Source organism: Streptomyces sp. NPDC054783, assembly GCF_053611725.1.
In genome coordinates this window covers 1-23,366 of sequence record NZ_JBSHAY010000014.1, presented here as the reverse complement: position 1 = coordinate 23,366, position 23,366 = coordinate 1, and the positions used below count along the sequence as shown (strand labels likewise).

General features: G+C 71.4%; 26 protein-coding genes and 1 pseudogene. 16 read left to right on the top strand and 11 right to left on the bottom strand.

Annotated features, from left to right (window positions below):
- Positions 1-24: 24 nt before the first annotated feature.
- Complete coding sequence (gene folP / locus ACWGJ5_RS24030) at positions 25-885, bottom strand: dihydropteroate synthase (RefSeq protein ID WP_453311726.1); 861 nt, start codon at positions 883-885, stop codon at positions 25-27.
- A gap of 137 nt (positions 886-1,022) precedes the next feature.
- Between folP and ACWGJ5_RS24025 the strand changes: the two genes are divergently transcribed.
- From ACWGJ5_RS24025 to ACWGJ5_RS24015, 3 genes are read left to right on the top strand one after another with little or no spacing between them, the layout of a single operon-like run.
- Entirely contained in the window at positions 1,023-1,379 is a 357-nt protein-coding gene (locus ACWGJ5_RS24025) for a DivIVA domain-containing protein (protein WP_228623342.1), read from the top strand.
- Positions 1,376-1,966, top strand: coding sequence for a DNA-3-methyladenine glycosylase I (locus ACWGJ5_RS24020; RefSeq protein WP_453311725.1), 591 nt, complete (start codon positions 1,376-1,378; stop codon positions 1,964-1,966). Before ACWGJ5_RS24025 ends, ACWGJ5_RS24020 begins: the two co-directional genes overlap by 4 nt.
- 5 nt (positions 1,967-1,971) lie before the next feature.
- Complete coding sequence (locus tag ACWGJ5_RS24015) at positions 1,972-2,613, top strand: GNAT family N-acetyltransferase (RefSeq protein ID WP_453311724.1); 642 nt, start codon at positions 1,972-1,974, stop codon at positions 2,611-2,613.
- A 102-nt stretch (positions 2,614-2,715) separates the two neighbouring features.
- Here the strand turns inward: ACWGJ5_RS24015 and chcB are convergent, their stop codons facing one another.
- Complete coding sequence (gene chcB, locus ACWGJ5_RS24010; RefSeq protein ID WP_453311723.1) at positions 2,716-3,519, bottom strand: 2-cyclohexenylcarbonyl CoA isomerase; 804 nt, start codon at positions 3,517-3,519, stop codon at positions 2,716-2,718.
- Between the two features lie 60 nt (positions 3,520-3,579).
- Between chcB and ACWGJ5_RS24005 the strand changes: the two genes are divergently transcribed.
- Together ACWGJ5_RS24005 and ACWGJ5_RS24000 are read left to right on the top strand one after the other, a co-directional pair.
- Positions 3,580-3,744 carry a hypothetical protein gene (locus ACWGJ5_RS24005; protein ID WP_453311722.1) on the top strand — a complete coding sequence of 55 codons (165 nt, stop codon included), beginning with the start codon at positions 3,580-3,582 and terminating at the stop codon, positions 3,742-3,744.
- Between the two features lie 144 nt (positions 3,745-3,888).
- Positions 3,889-4,056, top strand: a complete 168-nt coding sequence (locus tag ACWGJ5_RS24000; protein WP_018544333.1) for a DUF3117 domain-containing protein — start codon at positions 3,889-3,891, stop codon at positions 4,054-4,056.
- 84 nt (positions 4,057-4,140) lie between these two features.
- Here the strand turns inward: ACWGJ5_RS24000 and ACWGJ5_RS23995 are convergent, their stop codons facing one another.
- Positions 4,141-4,839 (bottom strand): O-methyltransferase, encoded by a 699-nt coding sequence (locus tag ACWGJ5_RS23995; RefSeq protein WP_308280817.1) that lies wholly within the window; start codon positions 4,837-4,839, stop codon positions 4,141-4,143.
- Between the two features lie 246 nt (positions 4,840-5,085).
- Between ACWGJ5_RS23995 and sigE the strand changes: the two genes are divergently transcribed.
- From sigE to ACWGJ5_RS23970, 5 genes are all read left to right on the top strand, one after another.
- Positions 5,086-5,796: an RNA polymerase sigma factor SigE gene (gene sigE, locus ACWGJ5_RS23990; RefSeq protein WP_228623347.1), complete on the top strand. Its 711-nt coding sequence runs from the start codon at positions 5,086-5,088 to the stop codon at positions 5,794-5,796.
- Positions 5,793-6,854: a zf-HC2 domain-containing protein gene (locus ACWGJ5_RS23985; protein WP_453311721.1), complete on the top strand. Its 1,062-nt coding sequence runs from the start codon at positions 5,793-5,795 to the stop codon at positions 6,852-6,854. The genes sigE and ACWGJ5_RS23985 overlap by 4 nt, the downstream gene beginning before the upstream one ends.
- Positions 6,855-7,448: 594 nt before the next feature.
- Positions 7,449-9,101, top strand: coding sequence for a S1C family serine protease (locus ACWGJ5_RS23980; RefSeq protein WP_453311895.1), 1,653 nt, complete (start codon positions 7,449-7,451; stop codon positions 9,099-9,101).
- 84 nt (positions 9,102-9,185) lie between these two features.
- On the top strand, positions 9,186-9,653 hold the full coding sequence (locus ACWGJ5_RS23975; RefSeq protein WP_453311720.1) for a sec-independent translocase: 468 nt from the start codon (positions 9,186-9,188) through the stop codon (positions 9,651-9,653).
- Positions 9,654-9,907: 254 nt separating this feature from the next.
- Positions 9,908-10,573 carry a hypothetical protein gene (locus ACWGJ5_RS23970; protein ID WP_453311719.1) on the top strand — a complete coding sequence of 222 codons (666 nt, stop codon included), beginning with the start codon at positions 9,908-9,910 and terminating at the stop codon, positions 10,571-10,573.
- Between the two features lie 110 nt (positions 10,574-10,683).
- Here ACWGJ5_RS23970 and ACWGJ5_RS23965 read toward each other — a convergent pair whose 3' ends face one another.
- From ACWGJ5_RS23965 to ACWGJ5_RS23955, 3 genes are read right to left on the bottom strand one after another with little or no spacing between them, the layout of a single operon-like run.
- Complete coding sequence (locus ACWGJ5_RS23965; protein ID WP_453311718.1) at positions 10,684-11,817, bottom strand: Mrp/NBP35 family ATP-binding protein; 1,134 nt, start codon at positions 11,815-11,817, stop codon at positions 10,684-10,686.
- 43 nt (positions 11,818-11,860) lie between these two features.
- Positions 11,861-12,475: a DUF1003 domain-containing protein gene (locus tag ACWGJ5_RS23960; RefSeq protein ID WP_453311717.1), complete on the bottom strand. Its 615-nt coding sequence runs from the start codon at positions 12,473-12,475 to the stop codon at positions 11,861-11,863.
- Positions 12,465-13,757, bottom strand: coding sequence for a magnesium transporter MgtE N-terminal domain-containing protein (locus tag ACWGJ5_RS23955; protein WP_453311716.1), 1,293 nt, complete (start codon positions 13,755-13,757; stop codon positions 12,465-12,467). Before ACWGJ5_RS23955 ends, ACWGJ5_RS23960 begins: the two co-directional genes overlap by 11 nt.
- Before the next feature lie 226 nt (positions 13,758-13,983).
- On the opposite strand from ACWGJ5_RS23955, the gene ACWGJ5_RS23950 reads away from it, so the two are divergent.
- Complete coding sequence (locus ACWGJ5_RS23950) at positions 13,984-14,739, top strand: hypothetical protein (RefSeq protein ID WP_453311715.1); 756 nt, start codon at positions 13,984-13,986, stop codon at positions 14,737-14,739.
- 81 nt (positions 14,740-14,820) lie between these two features.
- Here ACWGJ5_RS23950 and ACWGJ5_RS23945 read toward each other — a convergent pair whose 3' ends face one another.
- Both ACWGJ5_RS23945 and ACWGJ5_RS23940 read right to left on the bottom strand, forming a co-directional pair.
- Positions 14,821-15,336 (bottom strand): hypothetical protein, encoded by a 516-nt coding sequence (locus ACWGJ5_RS23945; protein WP_453311714.1) that lies wholly within the window; start codon positions 15,334-15,336, stop codon positions 14,821-14,823.
- Positions 15,337-15,361: 25 nt separating this feature from the next.
- Positions 15,362-16,492: a magnesium and cobalt transport protein CorA gene (locus ACWGJ5_RS23940; protein ID WP_453311713.1), complete on the bottom strand. Its 1,131-nt coding sequence runs from the start codon at positions 16,490-16,492 to the stop codon at positions 15,362-15,364.
- A 529-nt stretch (positions 16,493-17,021) separates the two neighbouring features.
- On the opposite strand from ACWGJ5_RS23940, the gene ACWGJ5_RS23935 reads away from it, so the two are divergent.
- Positions 17,022-17,606, top strand: a complete 585-nt coding sequence (locus tag ACWGJ5_RS23935) for a suppressor of fused domain protein (protein WP_453311712.1) — start codon at positions 17,022-17,024, stop codon at positions 17,604-17,606.
- 41 nt (positions 17,607-17,647) lie between these two features.
- Here the strand turns inward: ACWGJ5_RS23935 and ACWGJ5_RS23930 are convergent.
- Positions 17,648-18,579, bottom strand: a pseudogene (locus ACWGJ5_RS23930) (MFS transporter); the annotation flags it as partial.
- A 107-nt stretch (positions 18,580-18,686) separates the two neighbouring features.
- Here ACWGJ5_RS23930 and ACWGJ5_RS23925 point away from each other — a divergent pair.
- From ACWGJ5_RS23925 to ACWGJ5_RS23915, 3 genes are all read left to right on the top strand, one after another.
- Positions 18,687-19,328 (top strand): DUF6758 family protein, encoded by a 642-nt coding sequence (locus ACWGJ5_RS23925; protein ID WP_228623358.1) that lies wholly within the window; start codon positions 18,687-18,689, stop codon positions 19,326-19,328.
- A gap of 207 nt (positions 19,329-19,535) precedes the next feature.
- On the top strand, positions 19,536-20,393 hold the full coding sequence (locus tag ACWGJ5_RS23920; protein WP_453311711.1) for a PHP domain-containing protein: 858 nt from the start codon (positions 19,536-19,538) through the stop codon (positions 20,391-20,393).
- 62 nt (positions 20,394-20,455) lie between these two features.
- Positions 20,456-21,061, top strand: coding sequence for a MarC family protein (locus ACWGJ5_RS23915; protein ID WP_453311710.1), 606 nt, complete (start codon positions 20,456-20,458; stop codon positions 21,059-21,061).
- 55 nt (positions 21,062-21,116) lie between these two features.
- On the opposite strand, the gene ACWGJ5_RS23910 is transcribed toward ACWGJ5_RS23915, so the two are convergent.
- A complete protein-coding gene (locus ACWGJ5_RS23910) occupies positions 21,117-21,293 on the bottom strand; it encodes a hypothetical protein (RefSeq protein ID WP_453311906.1) in 177 nt (58 codons plus the stop codon).
- Between the two features lie 193 nt (positions 21,294-21,486).
- Here ACWGJ5_RS23910 and ACWGJ5_RS23905 point away from each other — a divergent pair, with 193 nt between their 5' ends.
- Entirely contained in the window at positions 21,487-22,383 is an 897-nt protein-coding gene (locus ACWGJ5_RS23905) for an NYN domain-containing protein (protein WP_453311709.1), read from the top strand.
- Here ACWGJ5_RS23905 and ACWGJ5_RS23900 read toward each other — a convergent pair.
- On the bottom strand, positions 22,380-23,261 hold the full coding sequence (locus ACWGJ5_RS23900) for an alpha/beta fold hydrolase (protein ID WP_453311708.1): 882 nt from the start codon (positions 23,259-23,261) through the stop codon (positions 22,380-22,382). The genes ACWGJ5_RS23905 and ACWGJ5_RS23900 overlap by 4 nt on opposite strands.
- Positions 23,262-23,366 lie beyond the last annotated feature (105 nt).

The following is a 23,366-nucleotide window of genomic DNA, read 5'->3' as shown; positions in this document are numbered from 1 at the left end:
TGGGCGGAGCCCCCCCCCGGTTGGTCAGGCCAGACCCCGCCGAGCCACCGCAGGGACCCGGTGCCCGGCGATCGACGCCACCATCTCCAGCACCTGCCGGGTCTCCGCCACCTCGTGCACCCGGTACACCCGCGCCCCGAGCCACGCGGACACCGCGGTCGTCGCCAACGTACCGATCAGCCGCTCCTTCACCGGCCGGTCCAGCGTCTCCCCGACGAAGTCCTTGTTGGACAGCGACACCAGCACCGGCCACCCCGTGGCGACCATCTCGTCCAGCCGCCGCGTCGCCTCCAGGCTGTGCCGCGTGTTCTTCCCGAAGTCGTGTCCGGGATCGATCAGCACCGACTCCCGCGGTACCCCGAGCGCCACCGCCCGCTCGGCCAGACCCACGGTGACGTCGAGGATGTCGGCCATCACGTCGTCGTACGTCACCCGATGCGGGCGCGTACGCGGCTGCACACCCCCCGCGTGCGTGCACACCAGCCCCACCTCGTACCGCGCGGCGACCTCCGCGAGCCCCGGATCGACGCCACCCCACGCGTCGTTCAGCAGATCCGCCCCCGCCTCGCACACCGCCTCGCCGACCTCGGCCCGCCAGGTGTCCACGCTGATGACCACGTCCGGGAAACGCCGCCGTACCTCGGCCACGAAACCGACCGTCCGCCGCGCCTCCTCCTCGGCCGTGACCTCCTCGCCCGGCCCGGCCTTCACCCCGCCGATGTCGATGATCGCGGCGCCCTCGGCAACGGCCTGCTCCACGCGTGCGAGGGCCGGCTCGTCGCGGAACGTGGCCCCTTGGTCGTAGAAGGAGTCCGGAGTCCGGTTCACGATCGCCATGATCACCGGCTCATGGGGCCCGAATTCCCGCCTGCCCAGCCTGAGCATCAGCTGTGACCTCTCCTTGTACGTTCCGCGGTACAACCGTCTGTGACCCTAACTGTCAGACTCGCATGGCACGATCGGACCCAGACAGATTCAGCGTCCGGCACAACGTCCGGCACGGAGCGTGGGGACCCCTGGCGATGGTGATGTTCTTGTTCCTGGTCGTCGCGCTGGCCGTCGTGGTCGGCGCGGTGACGCTCGCCGTGGTGGGCGGCAGCGGAAGCGGCCCCCTGCCGGAGGTGGCACCGGAGCGGCTGCAGGACCCGCTGCCCCCGGACCGCCCGGTGAACCGCGCGGACGTGGACAGCCTGCGCTTCCCGGTCTCCCCGCGCGGCTACCGCATGGCGGACGTCGATGACGCCCTCGGCCGCCTCGGCGCCGAGCTCGCCGAGCGGGACGCCCGTATCGCCGACCTGGAGTCGGCACTGGCAGGCGCCAGAGCCGCGGCGGCACACGTCCGCATGGAGAAGCCCGATCACCCCGAGGACCAGCGATGAGCGACGGCACCGCCCTCGCCGGGCCCGACGGCGCCCTGCGCTGCCCCTGGGCCCTGTCAACCGACGACTATGTGTCGTACCACGACGAGGAGTGGGGCCGCCCGGTCCACGGCGACGACGCCCTCTTCGAGCGGGTCAGCCTGGAGGCCTTCCAGTCGGGCCTGTCCTGGATCACGATCCTGCGCCGCCGCGAGGGCTTCCGCGCCGCCTTCGCCGGCTTCCGCATCGAGAAGGTCGCCGCCTTCACGGACGAGGACCGCGAGCGCCTGCTGGCCGATGCGGGCATCATCCGCAACCGCGCCAAGATCGACGCCACGCTCGCGAACGCGCGCGTGCTCGCCGACTGGGCGGAGGGCGAGCTGGACGAGCTGATCTGGTCCCACGCACCGGCCCCGGCGGGCCGCCCCGCCCCGAAGACCCTCGCCGACGTCCCGGCCGTGACCCCGGAGTCCACGGCCCTGTCCAGGGCCTTGAAGAAACGGGGCCTCAGATTCGTCGGCCCCACGACGGCGTACGCGCTGATGCAGGCCTGTGGTCTGGTCGACGACCACCTGGAAGCGTGCGTGGCGAGAGGAGCGGGCGCCTGACCGCCGTGTCCCGAACCCTGGCCGAGATCCTGGACGCGGCGGCCCGGGGACGCTTCCCGGCGCCCGACGGCGGTACGACGGTGGTGCCGCAGCCGAGCCGTCGCGACGCCGGCGTGATCGCGTTCACCGCGCACTCCGTGGTGTTCACCGACGAGGACCCCGACTGGGTGCGCAGCACGCTCGCGTCCCTCGACTGCGACGAGCTGGCGGCGGCGATGAACCCCCGCTTCCTGGCCTCGTTCCTGGCCCGCACGGGCCGGTCGACCGACACGATCGACCTGCTCACCGTGGCGAGCTCCCTGCCCGACGGCCCCCCGCTGGAACTGCGGGAGCTCGCCGACCCGGACCATCCGCGGGTGCGCCGTGCACGGGTGCGCCGGGACGATGTGCGCGTCTGGGCGACGGACGGGGGAGTGGTCGTCCTCGGGCGGGGCGTGGCGGGCCGCTGGGAGACGGCCGTCGAGGTGGACGAGGACGTACGGCACCGGGGGCTGGGCCGGGCGCTGGCCACCGCCGCCCGGCACCTCGTTCCCGCGGGCGCATGGGTCTGGTCGCAGCAGGCCGCCGGGAACGCCCGCAGCGTGCGCGCCTTCCAGGCGGCCGGCTACCGGCCCGTGGGCGCGGAGGCCCTGCTCATCGCACAATAGGCCACCAATTCCGCCGCCCGCTCCGCTCTCTGGGCCAACGCGAAAGGCCCTGCGCATCGCGTGGCACGGCCGCTTGGTCCGCCGCAGGCGGCGGATGGCGTGTCAGCGGCCCAGGTACTTCGGCTTCTCCTTGTTCACGAACGCCTGCACGGCGATCGCGTGGTCCTCGGACTGGCCGGCCCGGGTCTGCAGCTCGTCCTCCTTCTCCAGGGTCTCGGCGAGGGAGTGCGTGAGGCCGTAGGCCACCGCCTCCTTGATGGCCGCGTACGCCACGGTCGGGCCCTCGGCCAGCGCCCGCGCCGTCTTCTCCGCCTCGGCGCGCAGTTCGGCCGAGGGGACGACCCGGTTGGCGATGCCCAGCTCCAGCGCGTCCTGGGCGCTGATGCTGCGTGGGAAGAGCAGCAGGTCGGCGGCGCGGCTCGGGCCGATCACCCGGGGCAGGGTCCAGGAGATACCGGAGTCGGCGGTCAAAGCGACGCCCGCGAAGGAGGTGTTGAAGGAGGCCGTGTCGGCGACCAGTCGGTAGTCCGCGGTGAGCGCGAAGCCGAAGCCGGCCCCGGCCGCGACCCCGTTCACCGCGGCGACCACCGGCTTGGGCGCCCCGGCGAGGGCCCGCGCGATCGGGTTGTAGTGCTCCTTGACCGTGCTCATCGTCTGCCCGGACCCGGTCTCACGGTCCGCCGCGAGCAGCCCGATGTGCTCCTTGAGGTCCTGGCCGACGCAGAACGCCCGGTCCCCGGCGGCGGTCAGCAAGATCGCCCGTACGGCCGTGTCGCCTGCCGCTGATTCCGCTGCCTCCCGGAGGGCGACCTTGGTCGCGACGTTCAGCGCGTTCATCGCCTCGGGGCGGTTCAGCGTGATCGTCGCGAGTCCGTCGCTCACCTCGTAGAGCACGGTGTCGGCCATGGCGCATCCCCTCCGGTTCGCGGGTGACGTACCGCTCAGTACGTCCGTATGAAGGACAGCATGGCGGAGATCGCCGCCCGAGGGCCGGACCTGTCGTGTGAGCTGCGTCAAAGAAAAACGGAGGGGTGCCGACCGGTGGATGTCCGTGTGGCGGTGCAGTATCGCAGCCACATCGCCGAATTGGGTGGTTTTGCTCGCGCGCGTTGCCCAAGCGATGCCGACTGATGTTGGTCATCGGGTCCTGCGATGCGGGATAATGGCTGGGAAGCAATGTGTTCGATGCCGGTGTCGCGTGTCCGTTTCGGAAACGCGAATGCCCTCCCGGGGTTCTCGGCAGACGATGAGCTGGTTTCAGGAAGGGGAACGAGCATGGCGGCCATGAAGCCGCGGACGGGCGATGGCCCGCTCGAGGTGACCAAGGAGGGGCGGGGCATCGTCATGCGCGTTCCGCTCGAAGGCGGCGGTCGACTCGTCGTCGAGCTGACCCCTGACGAGGCCGAGGCGCTCGGCGACGCCCTCAAGAAGGTCGTCGTCTGACGTCCCAACGATCCTGTCCTTCGGGCTGCCCCGGCATCGTACGCGGTGCCGGGGCAGTCGCGTATGCCGTCCCGCGGCGGCCGGTCAACGCTTGACGGCGCACAGCAGCCCGTCGCCCACCGGCAGCAGCGAAGGGACCAGTTCCTGGCTCTCGCGCACCGCACGCAGCAGCTCCCTCAGCCGCAGCACCTCCGTGGGCTGCGGTCCCGAGTCCACCGTACGGCCGTTGGCGAAGACACCCTCGAAGACCACCAGACCGCCCGGCCGCAGCAGGCGCAACGATTCAGCGAGGTAGTCCAGGTACTCCAGCCGGTCGCCGTCGCAGAAGACGAGGTCGTAGCCGGCGTCCGCGAGCCGGGGGAGTACGTCCAGGGCGCGGCCGGGTATGAAGCGGGCCCGGTTGCTGGCGAAACCGCAGCCGCGGAAGGCCTCCCGTGCGAACTGCTGGTGCTCCGGCTCCGGATCGACCGTGGTGAGCACCCCGTCCGGGCGCATGCCGTGCAGCAGATGGATCCCGGACACCCCGCAGCCCGTGCCGATCTCCGCCACCGCCTTCGCGTCCACGGAGGCGGCGAGCAGTCGCAGCGCGGCGCCGGTGCCGGGCGACACCGAGCGCAGCCCTGCCTCGCGGGCCCGGTCACGGGCCCACCGCAGCGCTTCGTCCTCGGCGACAAAGGCGTCGGCGAACGCCCAGCTCGTCTGCCGGTTGCCGGTAATGACCCTCTCCTGTCCCCGTGGTTGCCTGGGCGTGACTGTATCCGTTGGCGGCGGGAACCCGCAGATGGGACCGGGCGTTTAAAGGGGTGAGACGGTGGCCCGGGATGCGACGGGGGTAAGACGGGGGTGCAAGGGGTGGATCAGGACACCGAGGAGCAGCTGACGCAGCCGTATGAGCCGTATCAGCCCAGATCAAATTCTCGTAAAACCGCTTATGGGGAGCTAACGGGCGAGGTGGCTATGGTAGGGGCTCCACTGGACACCACCAGAGCTGACAGGGGAGGTGCGGCTGCGCCCGGGAACCGGGGTGGAGTGCTGCGGCGCTTCCTCGGGTCGGCGGGCAGGCCGAAATCCGTGACCGACACCGCTGCTGACCATCACGCCGGTTTCGCCGCAGGCGAGGCCCAGACCGCGACCTTCTCCACCGACGCGGACGGGCAGGCGTGGACTCCGCCCACGTGGGAGGAGATCGTCAGCACGCACAGCGGCCGGGTCTACCGGCTGGCCTACCGCCTGACGGGAAATCAGCACGACGCCGAGGACCTCACCCAGGAGGTCTTCGTCCGCGTCTTCCGTTCCCTGTCGACGTACTCGCCGGGCACCTTCGAGGGCTGGCTGCACCGCATCACCACCAACCTCTTCCTGGACATGGTCCGGCGCAAGCAGCGCATCCGCTTCGACGCCCTGGGCGAGGACGCGGCCGAGCGCCTGGCCAGCCGCGAGCCCACCCCGCAGCAGCTCTTCAACGACGCGCACTTCGACGCCGACGTCCAGCAGGCCCTGGACACCCTCGCGCCCGAGTTCCGCGCCGCCGTCGTCCTGTGCGACATCGAGGGACTGTCGTACGAGGAGATCGCCGCGACCCTCGGCGTCAAGCTCGGCACGGTCCGCTCCCGTATCCACCGTGGCCGCTCCCAGCTCCGCAAGGCCCTCGCGCACCGTTCCCCGGAGGCCCGCGCGGCCGAGCGGCGCTCCTTCGTGGCCCGTGTCCCCGCTCTGGGGGGAGGGGGCGCGACCGCGTGAGTGGATCCCGGCCCAAACCTGCGGAGGCACACCTCGCAGAGCAGCACCTGGGAGACCGGCTCTCCGCCCTGGTGGACGGAGAGCTCGGTCATGAGTCGCGTGAGCGGGTCCTCGCGCACCTGGCCACCTGTGCCCGGTGCAAGGCGGAGGCGGACGCCCAGCGCCGACTGAAGAACGTGTTCGCGGAGGCGGCCCCGCCGCCCCCCTCGGCGAGTCTCCTGGCCCGCCTGCAGGGCCTGCCCGGAGGAGGTGACCTGGACGGCGACGGAATGTCGCCGCCCGGGGGACTCTTCGGCCGCGGCTCGGGGGACGACGAACCCCCCGGGGCGGGGGGAGCCTCCGGCGTCTCCGGCGTCTTCGGGGTCTTCGGAGTGAGGCGCGGCGAGCGCTTCACGTTCGGTTACGTCCCCGCCCGCCCGCACGGCCCCGCGTATCCGGACAGCCCTGTCCCGGCCGCCGAGGAGCGCGGCTTCCGTATCCATCCCGTCGGCCGCCCGGACGACGGCCGCTCCGCCTCGCGCGGTCTGCGGTTCGCGTTCGCCGCCGCCGGTGCGGTGTCGCTGGCCGCGGTCGCCCTCGGCGGCATGACCACCGCCATCCCCGGTGACACCACCGCGGACGGCCGCGGCGGCTCGGGCACCGGCAACAACGTGATCCCGGCGCGCTCGGCGGGCAGCGGCGCCGGCTCGGGGGCGGCCACGCCGGACAGCCAGCGCCGCCGCGCGTTGGGACCGCTGTTCGCCCAGGGCGGTACAGGGTTCGGACCGGCGCCGGCCGTCCCGACCTCGATGGCCGCGCCGCTGGTGCCCGGACTGCCGACCCCCGGCACCGGCCGGACCCAGGGCGACGGCACCGTGCGCGGCCTGACCGCGCCGCTGATGGCGGGTGCGGCCGCGGTCTCCCCGCTGATACGTCCGCTCGACGACACCGTGGTCTACCCGCTCAACGCCTGGTCCGCCGTCCCCGGAGTGAACGGCTCCAGCCTGCTGTCCGCCTCCGTCCCCGACACCTCCCCCGCCGCCACGCCCTCCCCCTCCACACCCGACCAGACCCCCTGACCGGCCCCGACCGGCCACTACGCCACGGCCCGCGAACCTGGTTGAATCCGGTGAGGACCGTTCCCGCGGCGATGACCCGGGGGCGTAGTCGACGTTCCGCGGCCGCCGCCGAAGCGTGCGGCCGCGGCCAGCCGTGGGGAGAGCATGAACGAGGGGAACCGTGTCCCACCGGAGGACGACCCGGAGGGTACGGCGGCGGCGCCACCGACCGACCGAACCGACACCGCGGAGCGGGAGAGCGCCGGGCAGCGTGAGACGCCCGTCGGCCTCGGGTCGGCCGAGGCCGACGGGGACTTCGAGCTGGCCAAGCCGGTGTCGGTGTCGCCCGAGCGCGCGGAAGGCGCCTGGGCGGCTCCCAGCGAGCGGCCGAAGCCGTTGCACGACCCGGACCCCTACGGCACCCCGCCATACGGCGAGCCGGGCCCCTGGGCGCCCGCACCCCCTGTACAGCACCCCGCGGTCACGGCGGCCCCACTTGCGCCGACGCCTACGGCTCCGCCTGCGGCACCCGGGGCTCCCACCCCCGCACCGGCGCCCGCATCCGGCCCGCCCGCATCCGCGCCCGCACCGGGTCCGCACACGCCGGTACCGGGCATACCCGCACCCGCACCGGGTCCGCACACCCCGGCAGCCGGCGTACCCGTCCCAGGCGGCACCACACCCTTCCCGGCGCCCGGCGCGCCCGCGCCCAGCGCACCGGCAGTCGGCGTTCCGTCCCCCGCCGCGCCCGCGCCCGCGCCTGCGGCGCCCGCTCCCAGCGTTCCGTCCCTCGCCGCTCCGGACTCCGGGATGCCTGCACCCGGTATTTCAGCCTCTGGCGCTCCCGCCCCTGCGGCCCCCGCCCCCGGTGCTCCGGCCACCGGCGCCCTCTCTCCCGGCACCCCCGCCCCCGCGGCCCCCGCGCCCGGTGCTTCCGCCCCCGGCACCCCCGCCCCTACGGCGCCCAACCCCAGCGTCCCCGCCACCGTCACCCCCGCCACTCCAGCCCCCGCAGGCCCCCCAGTACCGCCCCCCTCGGGGGGCGAGGAGGCTCCGCGTTATGACCCCTGGGGTGTCGGGTCGCCCCAGGAGCAGGTGTTCGGGCAGGGGGCGTTGCAGCAGAGCGGCGTGCGGGTGCTGACGGAGGAGCAGCGCAAGCGACGGGGGAAGCGGCTGCTGGTCGTGTGGAGCCTGCTGGTCGCCGTTTTCTCCGCAGGTGTCGGCGGGGTGGCCGGTGCCTGGGTCCAGCGTCAGGGGCTGGGGGACGACGTCCACCTGCCGCAGGCCGGGCGCGTGCCCGCCGGGCGGGCGCCGAACAGCGTGGCCGGGATAGCCGCCCGCGCGCTGCCCAGCGTCGTCACCCTGCACGTCACCGGGACCGAACAGAGCGACACCGGCACCGGCTTCGTACTCGACACACAGGGGCACATCCTCACCAACAACCACGTCGTAGCGCCGGCCGGATCAGACGGCACCATATCCGTGACGTTCAGCAGCGGCGACACGGTCAAGGCCAAGGTGGTCGGCCACGACAGCGGCTACGACCTCGCCGTCGTCCAGATCCACGGCGTGCACGGGCTCACCCCGCTGCCCCTCGGCAACTCCGACGACGTCCGGGTCGGCGACCCCGTCGTCGCCATCGGCGCCCCCTTCGACCTCGCCAACACCGTCACCTCCGGCATCATCAGCGCCAAGGAGCGGCCCGTCACGGCCGGGGGAGACAAGGGCGACGGAAGCGACGTCAGCTACGTCGACGCGCTGCAGACCGACGCCCCCATCAATCCGGGCAACTCCGGGGGCCCGCTCCTCGACTCCCGGGCCCAGGTCATCGGCATCAACTCCGCCATCCGTTCCGCCGACGGCGGCTCCGGCTCGGACAGCGGCCAGGCCGGTTCCATCGGGCTCGGTTTCGCCATCCCCGTGAACCAGGCCAAGCGTGTCGCCGAGGAACTGATCAACGACGGCCACGCGACCCACCCCGTGATCGGTGTCACGCTCGACATGGCGTACACCGGCGACGGCGCCCGCATCGACAGCAGGAGCGCGGGCGGCGGCCCCGCCGTGAGCAAGGGCGGTCCCGGTGAACGGGCCGGGCTCAAGGCCGGCGACGTCATCACCGAGGTCGACGGACAGCCCGTGCACACCGCCGAGGAGCTGATCGTCAAGATCCGCGCCCACCGGCCCGGCGACCAGCTGCGGCTGACCGTCCGCCGCGCCGGCACGGACCGGGACGTCCCGCTCCGACTGGGCGCGGCGGAGCAGAACTGACACAAGTCTCACCTCGGGACGGTACCGGTCGGACGGGAACGCCGGGTACCGTTGAGCGACCGAGGACATCGCAAGGAGCGTCAGGTGTTCAATGACATAGGACCACTGGAGCTGGTGACGATCATCGTGCTCGCCGTGCTCGTCTTCGGTCCGGACAAGCTCCCGAAGGTCATCCAGGACGTCACGCGCACGATCCGGAAGATCCGCGAGTTCTCGGAGAGCGCCAAGCAGGACATCCGCAGCGAACTGGGCCCGGAGTTCAAGGACTTCGAGTTCGAGGACCTCAACCCGAAGACGTTCATCCGCAAGCAGCTGGACGGCGACGAACTGGGCCTGAAGGAGATCCGCAACGGGTTCGACCTGAAGAAGGAGATGGCCGAGGTCACGGACGCCGTCCACGGGCGGGAGAGCGAAGCCCTCACGTCGTCCTCGTCCTCCTCGTCGTCCGCGTCTTCCTCGGGTTCGGCCTCCTCGGGCCGTATCGACATGACCAAGAAGCCGGAGGAGCCCGCCAGTGACGAGCGGCCGCCCTTCGACGCGGACGCCACCTGACGGACGCCACCCGGCGCACCCTCAGGCGCCGACACGCGCACGCGGGCGTACGCCGCGCACGTGACGCGTTTCATAGCACGCACCCGTCGCACACGGCCTGAACAGGCCGTTCGCGCGACCCACGCATCCAGCGCCTGCCCTGAGGCTCCCATCGGTGTGGATATGCTGCCGAGTTGTTGTGCGGACCGGACGAGTACGCCCGAAGGGGGGCGGGCCACCGCTGGTCCGACGAGAGCGAGGAGGCGTCCGGGCAGATGGAGACGACGAGTCGGGTGGGCGCGCAGGCGCCGGCCGCGGAGGGTGCGCAGCAGCTCCCCTCCGCCCGGCGTACGGTCGACGGTTATCTGCAGGCATCCTTCCCGTGGTACGGCCTCGACGAGGCGTTCACGGGGCCGCGCTGGCTGATGCAGGTCGGTACGGCGGCCGACGGTGCCGTGGAGCACGGGTCGATCGGGCACGGCGACGAGCCCTCCGTGCGGGGGGAGGCGGGCTCCGCCGGTGAGCCGCGCGAGAAGTTCGCGGTGGTCGTCACCGTCGCCGCGCAGCCGTCGCGCAGGAGCGCCGACGGTACGGGGCTGCTGGAGGCCACGTCGGTGTCCTCGGCGGCGTGGCTGGCCGGGGTGGGGCTGCTGTCGTTCACCTGGCCCGGGCAGATGGACCACAGCCTGCGGGACGACTGGCTGGATCAGCAGACGGAGACGGCGTGGGCCCTGGCCGACGATCTTGAGGGGCCGGAGTGGAGTCGGCTCTCTCTTCCGGTGGACGGGGTCGCCGCCTCTTTCTACTACCGGGAGTCCGAGTTCGGATGGGTGCTCGCCGGCACTACTGAGGCGGGGGTGCACCTGGGGGCGTACGGACGGGGGATGAGCGCGTACGGTCTTGGGTTCGCCGTGGTGAAGGACGTCTCCGCTTACGCGTGACATCCGCCCATGCGGTCAACGAAGGGGCACCGATCGATTTCGGTGCCCCTTCGTCGTCGAGGTCTTCTTGTCGTGGAAATCTTCTTGTCGTAGAGGTCTGCGGAGAATCCTCAGAACTTGTTCTTCGGTGTGAGCCCCAGCGACAGGCCCGACAGGCCGCGCTGCCGGCCGCCGAGCTTCCCGGCGATCGCCCGCAGGGCGGAACCCGCCGGGGAGTCCGGGTCGGTCAGGACCACCGGCTTGCCCTCGTCGCCGCCCTCGCGGAGGCGGACGTCGATCGGGATGTTGCCGAGGACCGGGACCGCCGTACCCGTGGTGCGGGTGAGGCCGTCGGCGACCACCTGGCCGCCGCCGGTGCCGAAGACGTCGACCATCTCGCCGCAGTGCGGGCAGGGCAGGCCGGACATGTTCTCGACCACGCCGACGATCTTCTGGTGGGTCTGGACCGCGATGGAACCGGCGCGCTCGGCGACCTCGGCCGCCGCCTGCTGCGGGGTCGTCACCACCAGGATCTCGGCGTTCGGGATCAGCTGGGCGACGGAGATCGCGATGTCGCCGGTGCCGGGCGGCAGGTCCAGGAGCAGGACGTCCAGGTCGCCCCAGTACACGTCCGACAGGAACTGCTGGAGCGCCCTGTGCAGCATCGGGCCGCGCCAGACGACCGGCGCGTTGCCCGGGGTGAACATGCCGATGGAGATGACCTTCACGCCGTTCGCCGACGGCGGCATGATCATGTTCTCGACCTGCGTGGGACGGCCGTCCGCACCCAGCATGCGCGGCACGCTGTGGCCGTAGATGTCGGCGTCGACGACGCCCACCTTCAGGCCGTCGGCGGCCATGGCGGCCGCCAGGTTCACCGTCACCGAGGACTTGCCTACGCCGCCCTTGCCGGAGGCGACCGCGTAGACGCGGGTGAGGTTGCCGGGCTTGGCGAAGGGGACCTCGCGCTCGGCCTGGCCGCCGCGCAGCGCGTTGGCCAGCTCCTTGCGCTGCTCGTCGCTCATCACGTCGAGGGTGACGTCGACGCGGGTGACGCCCTCGACCCGGGAGACCGCCTCGGTGACACGCTGGGTGATCGTCTCGCGCATGGGGCAGCCGGAGACCGTCAGGTACACGGTGACGGCTACCGCGCCGTCATCCCCGATCTCCACCGATTTGACCATCCCCAGTTCGGTGATGGGTCGGTTGATCTCGGGGTCGTTCACCGTCGCCAGTGCCTCGCGCACCGCGTCTTCCGTAGCCATAAGGACGATGGTACGGCGCGCCGAGGGGCGTCCGGGATGCCCCTCAGCGGTCGTCTGTGTCACGTCCCGGAGACCGATCTGACCGTTCCGCCGGGAATACGACGTGCCCGGGGTGCCCGTCGTGCCGGCGCCTGTCCTCCAGCTCCTTGACCAGATCCTGCAGCTCCGAGCGGATCCAGTCGCGGGTCGCGACCTCGCCCAGGCCCAGGCGCAGCGAGGCGATCTCCCGGGTCAGGTACTCGGTGTCGGCGATGGACCGCTCGTTCTGCTTGCGGTCCTGCTCCAGGTTGACCCGGTCACGGTCGTCCTGCCGGTTCTGCGCGAGCAGGATCAGCGGGGCCGCGTAGGAGGCCTGCAGGGACAGTGCCAGGGTCAGGAAGATGAAGGGGTATTCGTCGAAGCGCAGGTGGCTGGGCGCGGCGATGTTCCACAGCACCCACATGATGATGACCGCCGTCATCCAGACGATGAAGCGTCCCGTGCCCAGGAAGCGGGCGATCCGTTCCGACAGCCGGCCGAAGGCCTCCGGGTCCCACTCGGGCAGCACGCGGTGGCGCGGCGGGCGCGGCTGGTCCAGGCGGGGCGTGCGCGGCCGGGTGGCGGCGGTGGCGCCCGCCGGGGTGCGCTCGCGGGTTGCGGCGTCGCGCTCAGGAGCCATGGGTCCCCACCCCTTCGTTCTCGTCGTTCAGGTGGAACTCGGTCTCCCGCCAGTCCTCCGGCAGCATGTGGTCCAGTACGTCGTCCACGGTGACCGCGCCGAGCAGCGATCCGGACTCGTCCACCACGGGCGCGGCGACCATGTCGTACGTGGCGAAGAACCCGGCGATGACGCGCAGCGCCGCGTCCGGGTCGAGCGGCTGCAGGTCGGTGTCGACGATGGAGCTGACCAGGGAGTAGGGCGGCTCGCGCAGCAGCCGCTGGAAGTGGACCGTGCCCAGGTACTTGCCGGTCGGGGTCTCGTCCGGCGGGCGGCAGACGTAGACCTGGGCGGCGAGAGACGGGGAGAGGTCGGGGTTGCGGACCCGGGCGAGCGCGTCGGCGACCGTGGCGTCGGGGCGCAGCACGATCGGCTCGGTGGTCATCAGACCGCCGGCCGTGTGCTCCTCGTACGACATCAGGCGGCGCATGTCGGCCGCGTCGCTCGGCTGCATCAGGCTCAGCAGCCGCTCCTTGTCCTCCTCGGGCAGTTCGCCGAGCAGGTCGGCCGCGTCGTCGGGGTCCATGGCCTCCAGGACGTCCGCCGCGCGCTCCTCCTTCAGCTTGCCGAGGATCTCGATCTGGTCGTCCTCCGGCAGCTCTTCGAGTACGTCGGCCAGCCGGTCGTCGTCCAGGGCGGCGGCGACCTCGGCGCGCCGCTTGGCGGAGAGGTGGTGCAGGACGTTGGCGAGGTCGGCGGGGCGCAGCTGCTCGAAGGTGGCGAGCAGGCTCTCGGCGCCCTGGCCGTGCTCCTCCAGGGAGAAGCCGGTGACGGCCGACCACTCGACGGTCAGCGTCTCGCCCTTGGCCCGCCGGAAGGCGCTCGCTTTCCTGCCCTTGCGCACGAAGACGCGGCCGACCTCCCAGTCGCGGCGGGCCGGCAGCTGCTGCACGGACAGGTCGAGGACGGTGACCTCCTCGCGGGTCTCCACCAGCGTCACCCGCCGGTCCAGCAGCTCACCGAAGACCAGCCGCTCGGTGGGCCGCTGCTCGAAGCGCCGGACGTTCATCACGCCGGTCGTGATGACCTGCCCGGACTCGACGCCGGTGACCCGGGTCATGGGCAGGAAGATACGGCGCCGGGTGACCAGTTCGACGACCAGCCCCAGGAGGCGCGGGGGTCTGCGGCCCACGCGCAGCATCACGACCAGGTCGCGCACGCGGCCCACCTGGTCGCCGTTCGGATCGAAGACGGGGACCCCGGCGAGGTGCGAGACGAAGATCCGGGGGGCGCCGGCTGCCATGGCTCTGCTTCCTCTGCTGACGTGGCCTGGGAATCACCCCTTTCCGGGGTGTTCCGCTTTCTTTGTGAATTGCTCGGAGTTGCCCGCTCGGGTGCGCTTCAGGCTAGCCCGTACCGGTCGGATACGCCCTGGTGGGGGGTCCGGACGGTCTCGTTCCGCCGGGCGGCCGAGGCACGGGTACGCTGCGGTCCACCGCTCAGGAACCGTCAGAAAGGCGACCCCACCTGTGACTGCGATTCCCCAGGGCCGTACCCGCCGGGCCGCGCTGGTCACCTCGATCTGCGTATGCGCCCTGACGGGGATGGCGGTGCTGGCCGGGTGCGGCGGTGAGGATCCGGACGCGGGGACGAACGGCGTCGGCAAGCTGCCCGCCGACAGGATCCAGGCGAAGACCCGCGCGGCCGCCCAGGGGGCACCTGCGGTGCGGCTGTCCGGCACCGTCGTCACCAGCGGCCGGACGTACCGGCTGGACATGCGGCTGAAGGCCGACGGCGGGACCGGGTCGGTGACCTCGAAGGGGGCGACCTTCAAGCTGCTGCGGGTGGGGAAGCAGCTGTATCTGAAGGCCGACGCGGACTTCTGGAACCAGGCGGGCGGCAAGGGCGGCGGCAGTGGTGACGGTGCGGCCACCAAGCTGGACGGCAAGTACGTCAAGGTGCCGCAGGACGATCCCGCGTACAGGAAGTTCAGCGGTTTCACGGACAAGGACGTCCTCCTGGACGGACTGTTCACACTGCACGGCTCACTGGCGACGGACGGCCACCACGACGACGCGGGTACCCGCACCATCCGCATCACCGGCGACAAGGGCTCCGGCGGCAGCCTCGACGTCTCCCTGGAGGGCACGCCGTACCCCCTCCGCCTGGTCCGCGGCGGCGGGGCGGGAACGCTCAGCTTCTCCGACTGGGGCAAGGACTTCGCCGTCGCCGAGCCCGCCAAGTCCGACACGGTGGATTACGGGCAGCAGTTGCCGGCGTCCTAGTCGTTCCGGGGGCCCGGGTGCCGGTGGTGAAGGAGCGCCGGTGCTCGAAGGGCGCCGGTGAGCAGGCGTCCGGCCCCCGGCCTACCGGCCCTTGCGGCGCTTGACGAGAAGCTTCGGCAGGCCCGCCGGCGCCGGTCGCCGAGTGGTCGCCGCAGTCGCGACCGGTCGCGCGGCCAGGCTGCCGTCGGGCAAGGGCGCCAAGGACCCGGCCGGAGCCAGGCGCAGCACCCGGCATTCGCGGGCCCAGCGGGCCGGCATCTCCTCGCCGTCGGGGGCGTTCAGACGCTTGCCCTTGAGCTCGGCGACGGCCGCCTCCCACTCCTCGGAGCCGGAGGGCAGCTCGGACACGGTCGCAGCGAACGTCACCAGCCGCCCGCCCTTGTCCTTGCTGCGCACGGTCACCTCGGCGGTGCCCCCGTCGACCAGCCCCTCCAGCGGCTGCTCACCGGGGCCGCCGCCGACCAGGCACACCGCGCCCTCGTGCCACACGTGCCACAGCGCACGTGCGGCGGAGGCCCCGGCGCCCCTGACCCAGATGAGGCCGGACTTCTTCGAGGCCTCCTCGATGAGGGCCCGGTCGAGCAGCTCGCTTGTCATGCGCCCAGCCTATTCCAGCGCCCGCTCACAGCCAGCCGTTGCGCTTGAGCACCCGGTGGATGCCCACACACATGGCGATGGTGACGCCCAGGACCAGCGGGTAGCCGTACTTCCAGTGCAGCTCGGGCATGTAGTCGAAGTTCATTCCGTACACGCCGGTCACCATCGTCGGCACGGCGATGATCGCGGCCCAGGCCGTGATCTTGCGCATGTCCTCGTTCTGCGCGACGGACGCCTGCGCCAGGTTGGCCTGGAGGATGGAGTTGAGGAGTTCGTCGAAGCTCAGCACCTGCTCCTGGACCCGGGCGAGGTGGTCGGCGACGTCCCGGAAGTACTTCTGGATGTCCGGGTCGACCAGCCGCATCGGCCGCTCGCTCAGCAGCTGCATCGGGCGCAGCAGCGGAGCCACCGCGCGCTTGAACTCCAGCACCTCACGCTTGAGTTGGTAGATCCGCGCCGAGTCCACACCGCGCGAGACCCCGCCCTTGCGGCCCGGGGAGAAGACCTCGGTCTCCACCTCGTCGATGTCGTCCTGCACCGCGTCGGCGACCGCGATGTAGCCGTCCACGACGTGGTCGGCGATCGCGTGCAGCACGGCCGAGGGACCCTTGGCCAGCAGCTCCGGGTCGTCCTGCAGCCGGTGGCGCAGCGCCCGCAGCGAGCCCTGGCCGCCGTGCCGGACGGTGATGAAGAAGTCCCGGCCGGTGAAGCACATGACCTCGCCGGTCTCCACGACCTCGCTGTTGGCGGTGAGCCGGTCGTGCTCGACGTAGTGGATCGTCTTGAAGACGGTGAACAGCGAGTCGTCGTAGCGCTCCAGCTTGGGCCGCTGGTGGGCCTGCACCGCGTCCTCCACGGCCAGCGGGTGCAGCCCGAACTCGCTTGCGATACCGGCGAATTCGGCCTCGGTCGGCTCGTGCAGCCCGATCCACACGAAGCCGCCGTCGCGCCGCACCAGCCGCATCGCCTCGTGCGGGCTCAGCGGCTTGTCGCTGCGCACCCGCACGCCGTCGCGGTAGACGGCGCAGTCCACGACGGCCGACGGGGTGGCCGGGTCGCGGGTGGTGTCGTACGAGGCGTTCGACGCGCTCGTGGGCTTGCGCGGCGAGACGCGGGACGGACGGACCACGGCGCGCAGGTCGCGGATCATCGACATGGGCAGGCTCCTTCGCGACAGGCAACGAAAGACCGCCGGCTACGGGTGGAACTACCCGGAATGGGGACGTCCTGACAAGGGGTCTCCCTGCCCTCAAGGCAGGGGAAGGATGTTTGGCACGTCCGCAAAGCGGGGAGCACCGCACCGTCGCGGTGGCGACTTCGCTACTGATGCAGAACTGATGCGATCGGCAGATCGGGTGATCAGACGGATCGGATGATCAGACGGATCAGGCAAAGCGAAACGAAGTGCTCTTCCGAAGGGCAACGCGCACAGGAAGGCGTAGAACAGCCGGAAACCAGCCAGTGACTACATCAACGGGCGGAAGAGCGAGTGGTACTGCACGGTCGACTTCGATCCATGACAGCCCCACCTCCTCCGGCCGGTCCCTCGTAAGGGAGTCTCATCGGCGTCGGGACTCGATAGCGACGCTACTGCGTGCTGTCCCGAACCACCGGCTCAGCGTAGCAGCCGCCCGATGTGTCAAGGCGCCGCTTTGCCCGCTGCTGACGAGTTCTATGCTCGCGTCATGGTTGATGTTCTTCCTCTGGTCGAGGCACGGTTGACCACCGCCCTGGGCGAACCGGACGCGCGCGCCGCCGTCACCTTCCTCGGCACGGACCGCATCGAGGTGCTCCGGTTCCAGGAGGGGGACGTCCTGCGATACGCCACCCTCGGCATGTCCGCCCACCCCATGACCGACCCCACCGCGATGCTCGCCGACCCGGTCAAGGGCCCCCGCGCCGAGCTGGTCCTCTCCGTCCGCGCGGGCCTCGCCGACACCGACAAGGTGCTCCGCCCGCTCGCCGTACTGGCCGCGTCCCCGCAGGTGGAGGGTCTGATCGTGACCCCGGGCGCCTCGCTGGACGTGGGTGAGCCGCTGTGGCCCGGCGCCCCCTTCACCTCGTTCCTGGTCGGCGAGCCCGGCGGCCTGGTCGAGGACCTGGAGCTGGACGACCCGATGGAGCCCGTACGGTTCCTGCCACTGCTGCCGATGACCCCGAACGAGGCCGCCTGGAAGCGGGTGCACGGCGCCCAGGCCCTCCAGGAGCGCTGGCTCGCGAGCGGGACGGACCTGAGGGACCCCGCCCGCAGGTCCGTCCCGCTCGACTGAGCCGGAAGTGACCGATCTCACCAACGCAAGGCCGGATTCGGTCAGTTGGCAAAGACGGTGACGCCGTCCTCGGTGGCGTGCGCCGTCTTCAGCTCGTCCGCCATGGGGGTCCCCCGCTCGAGCGAAGCCGAGAGTGGGGCAGTGCCAGGGCCTTGCGGCGTACGGCCACCACGGCCGCGTTCACGTCGATGAACGCGCCGGACAGGATCGTGCAGACGATCGCGGTGGTGTGGTTGCCGTAGTCGAGGACCAGGACGTCCGCGGCGAGCAGCAGCAGCGAGCCGCCGAGCACCTGCGGCGAGCCGAAGCGCTCCTGCATGCGTGGCGCCACGATCACGGAGAAGACCGCCAGCAGCACACCCCAGGCGAAGAACACCGCGCCGGAGCGGTAGGGGGTCATGTCCGGCACGAACGGCGTGAAGGCCGGCACCGTGAAGAACGTGTAGTTGCAGAAGAACGCGGAGATCGCGGCCGAGGCGAGACCGCCGTGGCCGAGTGCCCTGATCGGGTCCAGGACCGAGGTCCTGCGGGCCGGCTTCGGCTGCTCCTTCAGGGACGCCGTGATGCACAGGAAGCCGACCGCCATCAGCGTGGCCGTGCCGAAGAAGGGGTAGTGCCGGCTGATGTTGCCGAGGACCGCGCCGAGCAGCGGGCCGCAGGCCATGCCGAGGCCGAGCGCGGACTCGTACAGCAGGATCGCCGCCGCACTGCCCCCGGCCGACGCGCCGACGATCACCGCGAGCGCGGTCGAGACGGAGAGCGCGTCGCCGAGATCCCAGCCCGCCCGGGAGCCGACGAGCCGGCCGACGCTGTCGGAGGTGCCCGCGAGGCCCGCGAAGGCGACCACGAGGGCGAGGCCGAGCAGCAGGGTCCTGCGGCCGCCGATGCGGCTGGAGACGAACCCGGTCAGCAGCATCGCGAACGTGGTGATCAGGAAATGCGAGGTGAAGAGCAGGGACACCTGGCCGGTGGTCACGTGCGGAGCAAGTTAGGTCGGCTAATTAATGTGCATTGCATCAAATCTGCCGGACGGGTGATCGTCCTTGACGTGGGCGGGCAGGGGTAGGACCGTGGAGCCCTATGAGGGGCGAACCCAGTTGCCCGAGGTGCGGTGGCCGGGTCAGGGCGCCCGGTCTCTTCGCCGATGCGTGGCAGTGCGATGTGCACGGCACGGTGTATCCGCTGCAGCCCGTGATCCCGCCCAGTGTCGAAGCCCTCGGTGCCGTCGTGCACCGCACGCACGTGCCGTTGTGGATGCCCTGGCCGCTGCCCGTCGGCTGGCTCTTCACGGGCGTGGCCTACGCGGGTGACGACCGCAGCGGTGGCCGCGCGACCGCCGTCGCCTGCTCCGGACCCGGCCCGCTCGGCGGCCCGGCCGAACTCATCCTGGTCGCCGAGGAACTCGGCGTCGGCCTCGGCGCGCGGTACGCGGGCATCGACGGCCCGGACCCGGGGTCGTACATGAACGTCGAGAAGCCGCCCCAGGCCAAGGTGCTGGCCGTCGGTCGCCCGACCCCGCTCTGGCACGTCTACCGCACCCCCGACGACCGGGCCGTCTTCGCCGGTGAGGCCCTCGGCATGTGGCTGTGGGCGGTGATGTGGCCCGAGCAGGCGGGCCTGCTGATGTACGACGAGCTGGTGCTGACGGATCTGCGGGACGCGGGGGCGGAGCTGGATCTGGTGCCCTTCGGAGCGTTGTCGCCGCGCTTGCTCAGGCCGTAGCGCTCACCGGGGGGTGTGTCCGTCGGCGGGCGTGGGTCCGTCGGTGGTCGCTCGCGCCCAGGCGACGGAGCCGCACATCGAACAGAGCGCCGCGCCCCCTGGGCCGATCAGTAAAGGGTGCTTCCCGGGTGCGGGTGTGACAGGCGGGCTGCAAAACCCCGCTATCCTTAGGTGTCCCCTTCCGTCCGCCCTTCGCCTGGAGTCTGCGTGCGCATCGATCTGCACTGTCACTCCACGGCCTCCGACGGCACGGACACCCCGGCCGAGCTGGTGCGCAATGCCGCCGCTGCCGGGCTGGACGTCGTCGCGCTGACGGACCACGACACCACCCGTGGGTACGCCGAGGCGATCGCCGCGCTGCCCGAGGGGCTCACCCTGGTCACCGGGGCCGAGCTGTCCTGCCGTATCGACGGCATCTCGATGCACATGCTGGCCTACCTCTTCGACCCCGCGGAGCCCGCCCTGCTCGCCGAGCGCGAGTTGGTGCGGGACGACCGGGTGCCGCGGGCCAAGGGCATGGTCGCCAAGCTCGACGCGCTGGGCGTGCCGGTCACCTGGGAGCAGGTCGAGCGGATCGCGGCCGGCGGTTCCGTGGGGCGCCCGCACGTCGCGACGGCGCTGGTCGAGCTGGGCGTCGTACCGACCGTGAGCGACGCGTTCACCGAGGAGTGGCTGGCCGACGGCGGCCGGGCCTTCGTGGAGAAGCACGAGACGGACCCCTTCGAGGCGATCCGGCTGGTCAAGAACGCGGGCGGGGTCTGTGTGTTCGCGCACCCGGCCGCCGCCAAGCGCGGTCGTACGGTCCCGGAGGCGCGGATCGCCGAGATGGCCGGGGCCGGCCTGGACGGCCTCGAGGTCGACCACATGGACCACGACGCCGACGCGCGCGACCGGCTGCGGGGCCTGGCGAAGGACCTGGATCTGCTGGTCACCGGCTCCTCGGACTACCACGGCAGCCGCAAGACCGTCACGCTCGGCGCGTACGCGACGGACCCCGAGGTGTACGGGGAGATCACGCGACGGGCGACCGGCGCGTTCCCGGTGCCGGGCACCGGCGGAGCCTGACGCCGTCAGCGGCCCCCACGCGCCCCCAGTTCACCCTTTTCCAGCAAGGCCAGTACTTCCCCATGTTCGACGTCGCCGTCTTCGGCTCTCTGTTCCTGACCCTTTTTGTCATCATGGATCCCCCCGGGATCACCCCGATCTTCCTCGCCCTGACCGCCGGGCGCCCGGCCAAGGTGCAGAAGCGGATGGCCTTCCAGGCCGTCTGCGTGGCGGGCGGGGTCATCGCCACCTTCGGTGTCCTGGGCCACCAGATCCTCGACTACCTGCACGTCTCCGTCCCCGCGCTGATGATCGCGGGCGGCCTGCTGCTTCTGCTGATCGCGCTGGACCTGCTCACCGGCAAGACCGACGAGCCGAAGCAGACCAAGGACGTGAACGTGGCGCTCGTACCGCTCGGCATGCCGCTGCTGGCCGGGCCCGGTGCGATCGTGTCCGTGATCCTGGCCGTGCAGAAGGCCGACAGCGTGGCCACGCAGGTATCGGTGTGGTCCGCGATCCTCGCGATCCATGTCGTGCTGTGGCTGGTGATGCGCTACTCGCTGCTGATCATCCGGGTCATCAAGGACGGGGGTGTCGTGCTGGTGACGCGGCTCGCGGGCATGATGCTCTCCGCCATCGCCGTACAGCAGATCATCAACGGGATCACTCAGGTGATCCGGGGGAGCTGAGCCCTCGTCGGCTCGGCTCCCCCGGAAAGCTTGAGTGGCGCGCAGCGCGTGAGCGTTACGAGGCCTGGGTGTCGGCCGGGCGGATCCACAGGCGCTGTCCGATGGCGGCGGCCTGCTGAACGATCCGGTTGACGGAGGCGGCGTCCACGACGGTGCTGTCCACGGTGGTGCCGTCGACCTCGTCGAGTCGCATGATCTCGAAGCGCACAGGCTTCTCCCTTCGTCTGGTCATCCTCCTGAGGAGAACTACTTGGTGCGCCGGATGTGTATCCGGCGTTCGTAGGGAGCCAACGCGGTGCTTGTTACAAACATTCCCTACGCTAAAGAAAATTTTCGAACGTCTAATTACTGACTGGTAAGTCGGGTCGGCCGGACCCATCGGGACCGGTTGTGTTCGCAGCGTGACCACCGGGACAATGGAGGCGATGAACGACGACCTGGCGGCCCTGGGCGCCCGCATCGACCGCACGAACGAGCTGCTGGAACGCATGCTCGCCGAGGTGGCGAAGACGCCCTCCACTCACGCGATCTTCGTCGACGCGGGCTATCTGTACGCGGCCGCGGGCCGGCTGGTCGCCGGGACCGAGGACCGCCGGGCCTTCGACCTCGACGCCGAGGGCCTGATCGAGGCCCTCATCGACCGGGCCCGCCAGGTCTTCGCGGACAGCCGCCTGCTGCGTGTGTACTGGTACGACGGTGCCCGCCGCCGCATCCACACCGCCGAGCAGCAGTCCATCGCCGAACTCCCCGACGTCAAGGTCCGACTCGGCAACCTCAACGCCAACAACCAGCAGAAGGGCGTCGATTCGCTGATCCGCAGCGACCTCGAATCACTGGCGAGGCACCGCGCGATCAGCGACGCCGCCCTGCTCGGCGGCGACGAGGACCTGGTCTCGGCGGTCGAGGCGGCGCAGGGCTACGGCGCCCGCGTCCACCTGTGGGGCATCGAGGCCCCCGAGGGCCGCAACCAGGCCGAGCCGCTGCTGTGGGAGGTGGACAGCCAGCGCACCCTCGACCTCGAGTTCTTCAAGCCGTACGTCTCCCGCCGCACGGCCGCCGTCTACGACGCCACCGCCGGCACCCGCCCCACCCGTGAGGACGTCCGCTTCGTCGGCGCCCAGATCGCCGCGAAGTGGCTGGCCGCACGGGGCCGCGAGTCCCTGGTCGAGCTGCTCCCCGGCCACCCCTACCTCCCCGGCTCCGTCGACCAGGACCTGCTGGTCGAGGCCGAGGGCCTGCTCCAGTACTCCCTGCGCGGCCAGGCGGACCTGCGCCGCGCCCTGAGGGACGGCTTCTGGGAGCATCTGCAGACGCAGTACTAACCCCGCCCGGCCGCGGTGTCCCAGAAGTCGGCGATCGCGCGGGCCGTGGCGAGGGGCTGGTCGGTGTTGGGGGAGTGCTCGGCGTTCTCGATCACCGTCCGCCGTGCGTTGAGCCGTAGCGCCATGTCGTCCAGCAGGGGCAGCGGCCAGGTGTCGTCCCGTGCCCCGGACAGGACGTGGAACGGCAGCGGCAGCGCGGCCAGTTCCTTGATCCGGTCCGGTTCCGTGCACAACTGGCGTCCGGCGGCGATGAGTTGGGCGGGCTTGGTGCCCAGCCAGCGGTGCTGCAGGTCGTCGCGGTCGTCCAGGCCGCCGTCCAGTGCCGCCGTCTCGGTCTCCTCGGGCGTCTCCATCGCCCGCATCGCGTCCCACACCTGAGCCATGGTCATCACCGCGAGCGCGTCCCGCAGCAGCTTCACGCGCTGCTGCTGGGACTCCGAGATCTGCGCGGGGCCGGAGGCCATGAGGGTGAGCGACCGGAAGGGCGCGTTGTCGAGCAGCACGGCCGCGCGCGAGACCTGCCCGCCGAAGGAGTGCCCCAGCAGATGCACCGGCTCCCCGAGCGCCTCGGCCTGGGCCAGCACGTCCCGCGCCAACTCCTGCCTCGCATAAGCGGATTCGTCGGTCTCGGGTCCGTCCGACTCGTACTGCCCACGCCCGTCCACGGCCACGGTCCGGTAGCCGCGCCGCGCGAGCGGCACATGCAGCGGATTGAAGTCCTCCTTGCTCCCGGTGAACCCCGGCAGCAACAGCGCCACCCCTCGGGGCTCGACCCCGTCGGCCACGGGAGCGTCGACTACGGCGAACTCCCCGCGCGCGGTCCGCAGCGAGTACGCACGGGCGCCGGGGGGCGGGACGAAGGTGGCGGGCCTGCTCATGGGGAGAGGCTATCGGAGCGCCCCCAAGAGGCGGGGCTCTGGCTGCCGTGCGGCTCCGCCGGCGTGCGGACATGCGACGGCCCGGTCCACATCGGTGGACCGGGC

What these genes read in the sequence shown, in the direction of transcription:
- ACWGJ5_RS23960 (WP_453311717.1), bottom strand. Translation starts at nt 12,475, where the DNA reads ATGGCTCCTGAGCGCGACGCCGCAACCCGCGAGCGCACCCCGGCGGGC.
- ACWGJ5_RS23910 (WP_453311906.1), bottom strand. Translation starts at nt 21,293, where the DNA reads ATGACCAGACGAAGGGAGAAGCCTGTGCGCTTCGAGATCATGCGACTC.
- ACWGJ5_RS23925 (WP_228623358.1), top strand. Translation starts at nt 18,687, where the DNA reads ATGAGGGGCGAACCCAGTTGCCCGAGGTGCGGTGGCCGGGTCAGGGCG.
- ACWGJ5_RS23915 (WP_453311710.1), top strand. Translation starts at nt 20,456, where the DNA reads ATGTTCGACGTCGCCGTCTTCGGCTCTCTGTTCCTGACCCTTTTTGTC.
- ACWGJ5_RS24020 (WP_453311725.1), top strand. Translation starts at nt 1,376, where the DNA reads ATGAGCGACGGCACCGCCCTCGCCGGGCCCGACGGCGCCCTGCGCTGC.
- ACWGJ5_RS23935 (WP_453311712.1), top strand. Translation starts at nt 17,022, where the DNA reads ATGGTTGATGTTCTTCCTCTGGTCGAGGCACGGTTGACCACCGCCCTG.
- ACWGJ5_RS24005 (WP_453311722.1), top strand. Translation starts at nt 3,580, where the DNA reads ATGGCGGAGATCGCCGCCCGAGGGCCGGACCTGTCGTGTGAGCTGCGT.
- ACWGJ5_RS23940 (WP_453311713.1), bottom strand. Translation starts at nt 16,492, where the DNA reads ATGTCGATGATCCGCGACCTGCGCGCCGTGGTCCGTCCGTCCCGCGTC.
- folP (WP_453311726.1), bottom strand. Translation starts at nt 885, where the DNA reads ATGCTCAGGCTGGGCAGGCGGGAATTCGGGCCCCATGAGCCGGTGATC.
- chcB (WP_453311723.1), bottom strand. Translation starts at nt 3,519, where the DNA reads ATGGCCGACACCGTGCTCTACGAGGTGAGCGACGGACTCGCGACGATC.
- ACWGJ5_RS23965 (WP_453311718.1), bottom strand. Translation starts at nt 11,817, where the DNA reads ATGGCTACGGAAGACGCGGTGCGCGAGGCACTGGCGACGGTGAACGAC.
- ACWGJ5_RS23945 (WP_453311714.1), bottom strand. Translation starts at nt 15,336, where the DNA reads ATGACAAGCGAGCTGCTCGACCGGGCCCTCATCGAGGAGGCCTCGAAG.
- ACWGJ5_RS24000 (WP_018544333.1), top strand. Translation starts at nt 3,889, where the DNA reads ATGGCGGCCATGAAGCCGCGGACGGGCGATGGCCCGCTCGAGGTGACC.
- ACWGJ5_RS23955 (WP_453311716.1), bottom strand. Translation starts at nt 13,757, where the DNA reads ATGGCAGCCGGCGCCCCCCGGATCTTCGTCTCGCACCTCGCCGGGGTC.
- ACWGJ5_RS24025 (WP_228623342.1), top strand. Translation starts at nt 1,023, where the DNA reads ATGGTGATGTTCTTGTTCCTGGTCGTCGCGCTGGCCGTCGTGGTCGGC.
- ACWGJ5_RS23970 (WP_453311719.1), top strand. Translation starts at nt 9,908, where the DNA reads ATGGAGACGACGAGTCGGGTGGGCGCGCAGGCGCCGGCCGCGGAGGGT.
- ACWGJ5_RS23905 (WP_453311709.1), top strand. Translation starts at nt 21,487, where the DNA reads ATGAACGACGACCTGGCGGCCCTGGGCGCCCGCATCGACCGCACGAAC.
- ACWGJ5_RS23900 (WP_453311708.1), bottom strand. Translation starts at nt 23,261, where the DNA reads ATGAGCAGGCCCGCCACCTTCGTCCCGCCCCCCGGCGCCCGTGCGTAC.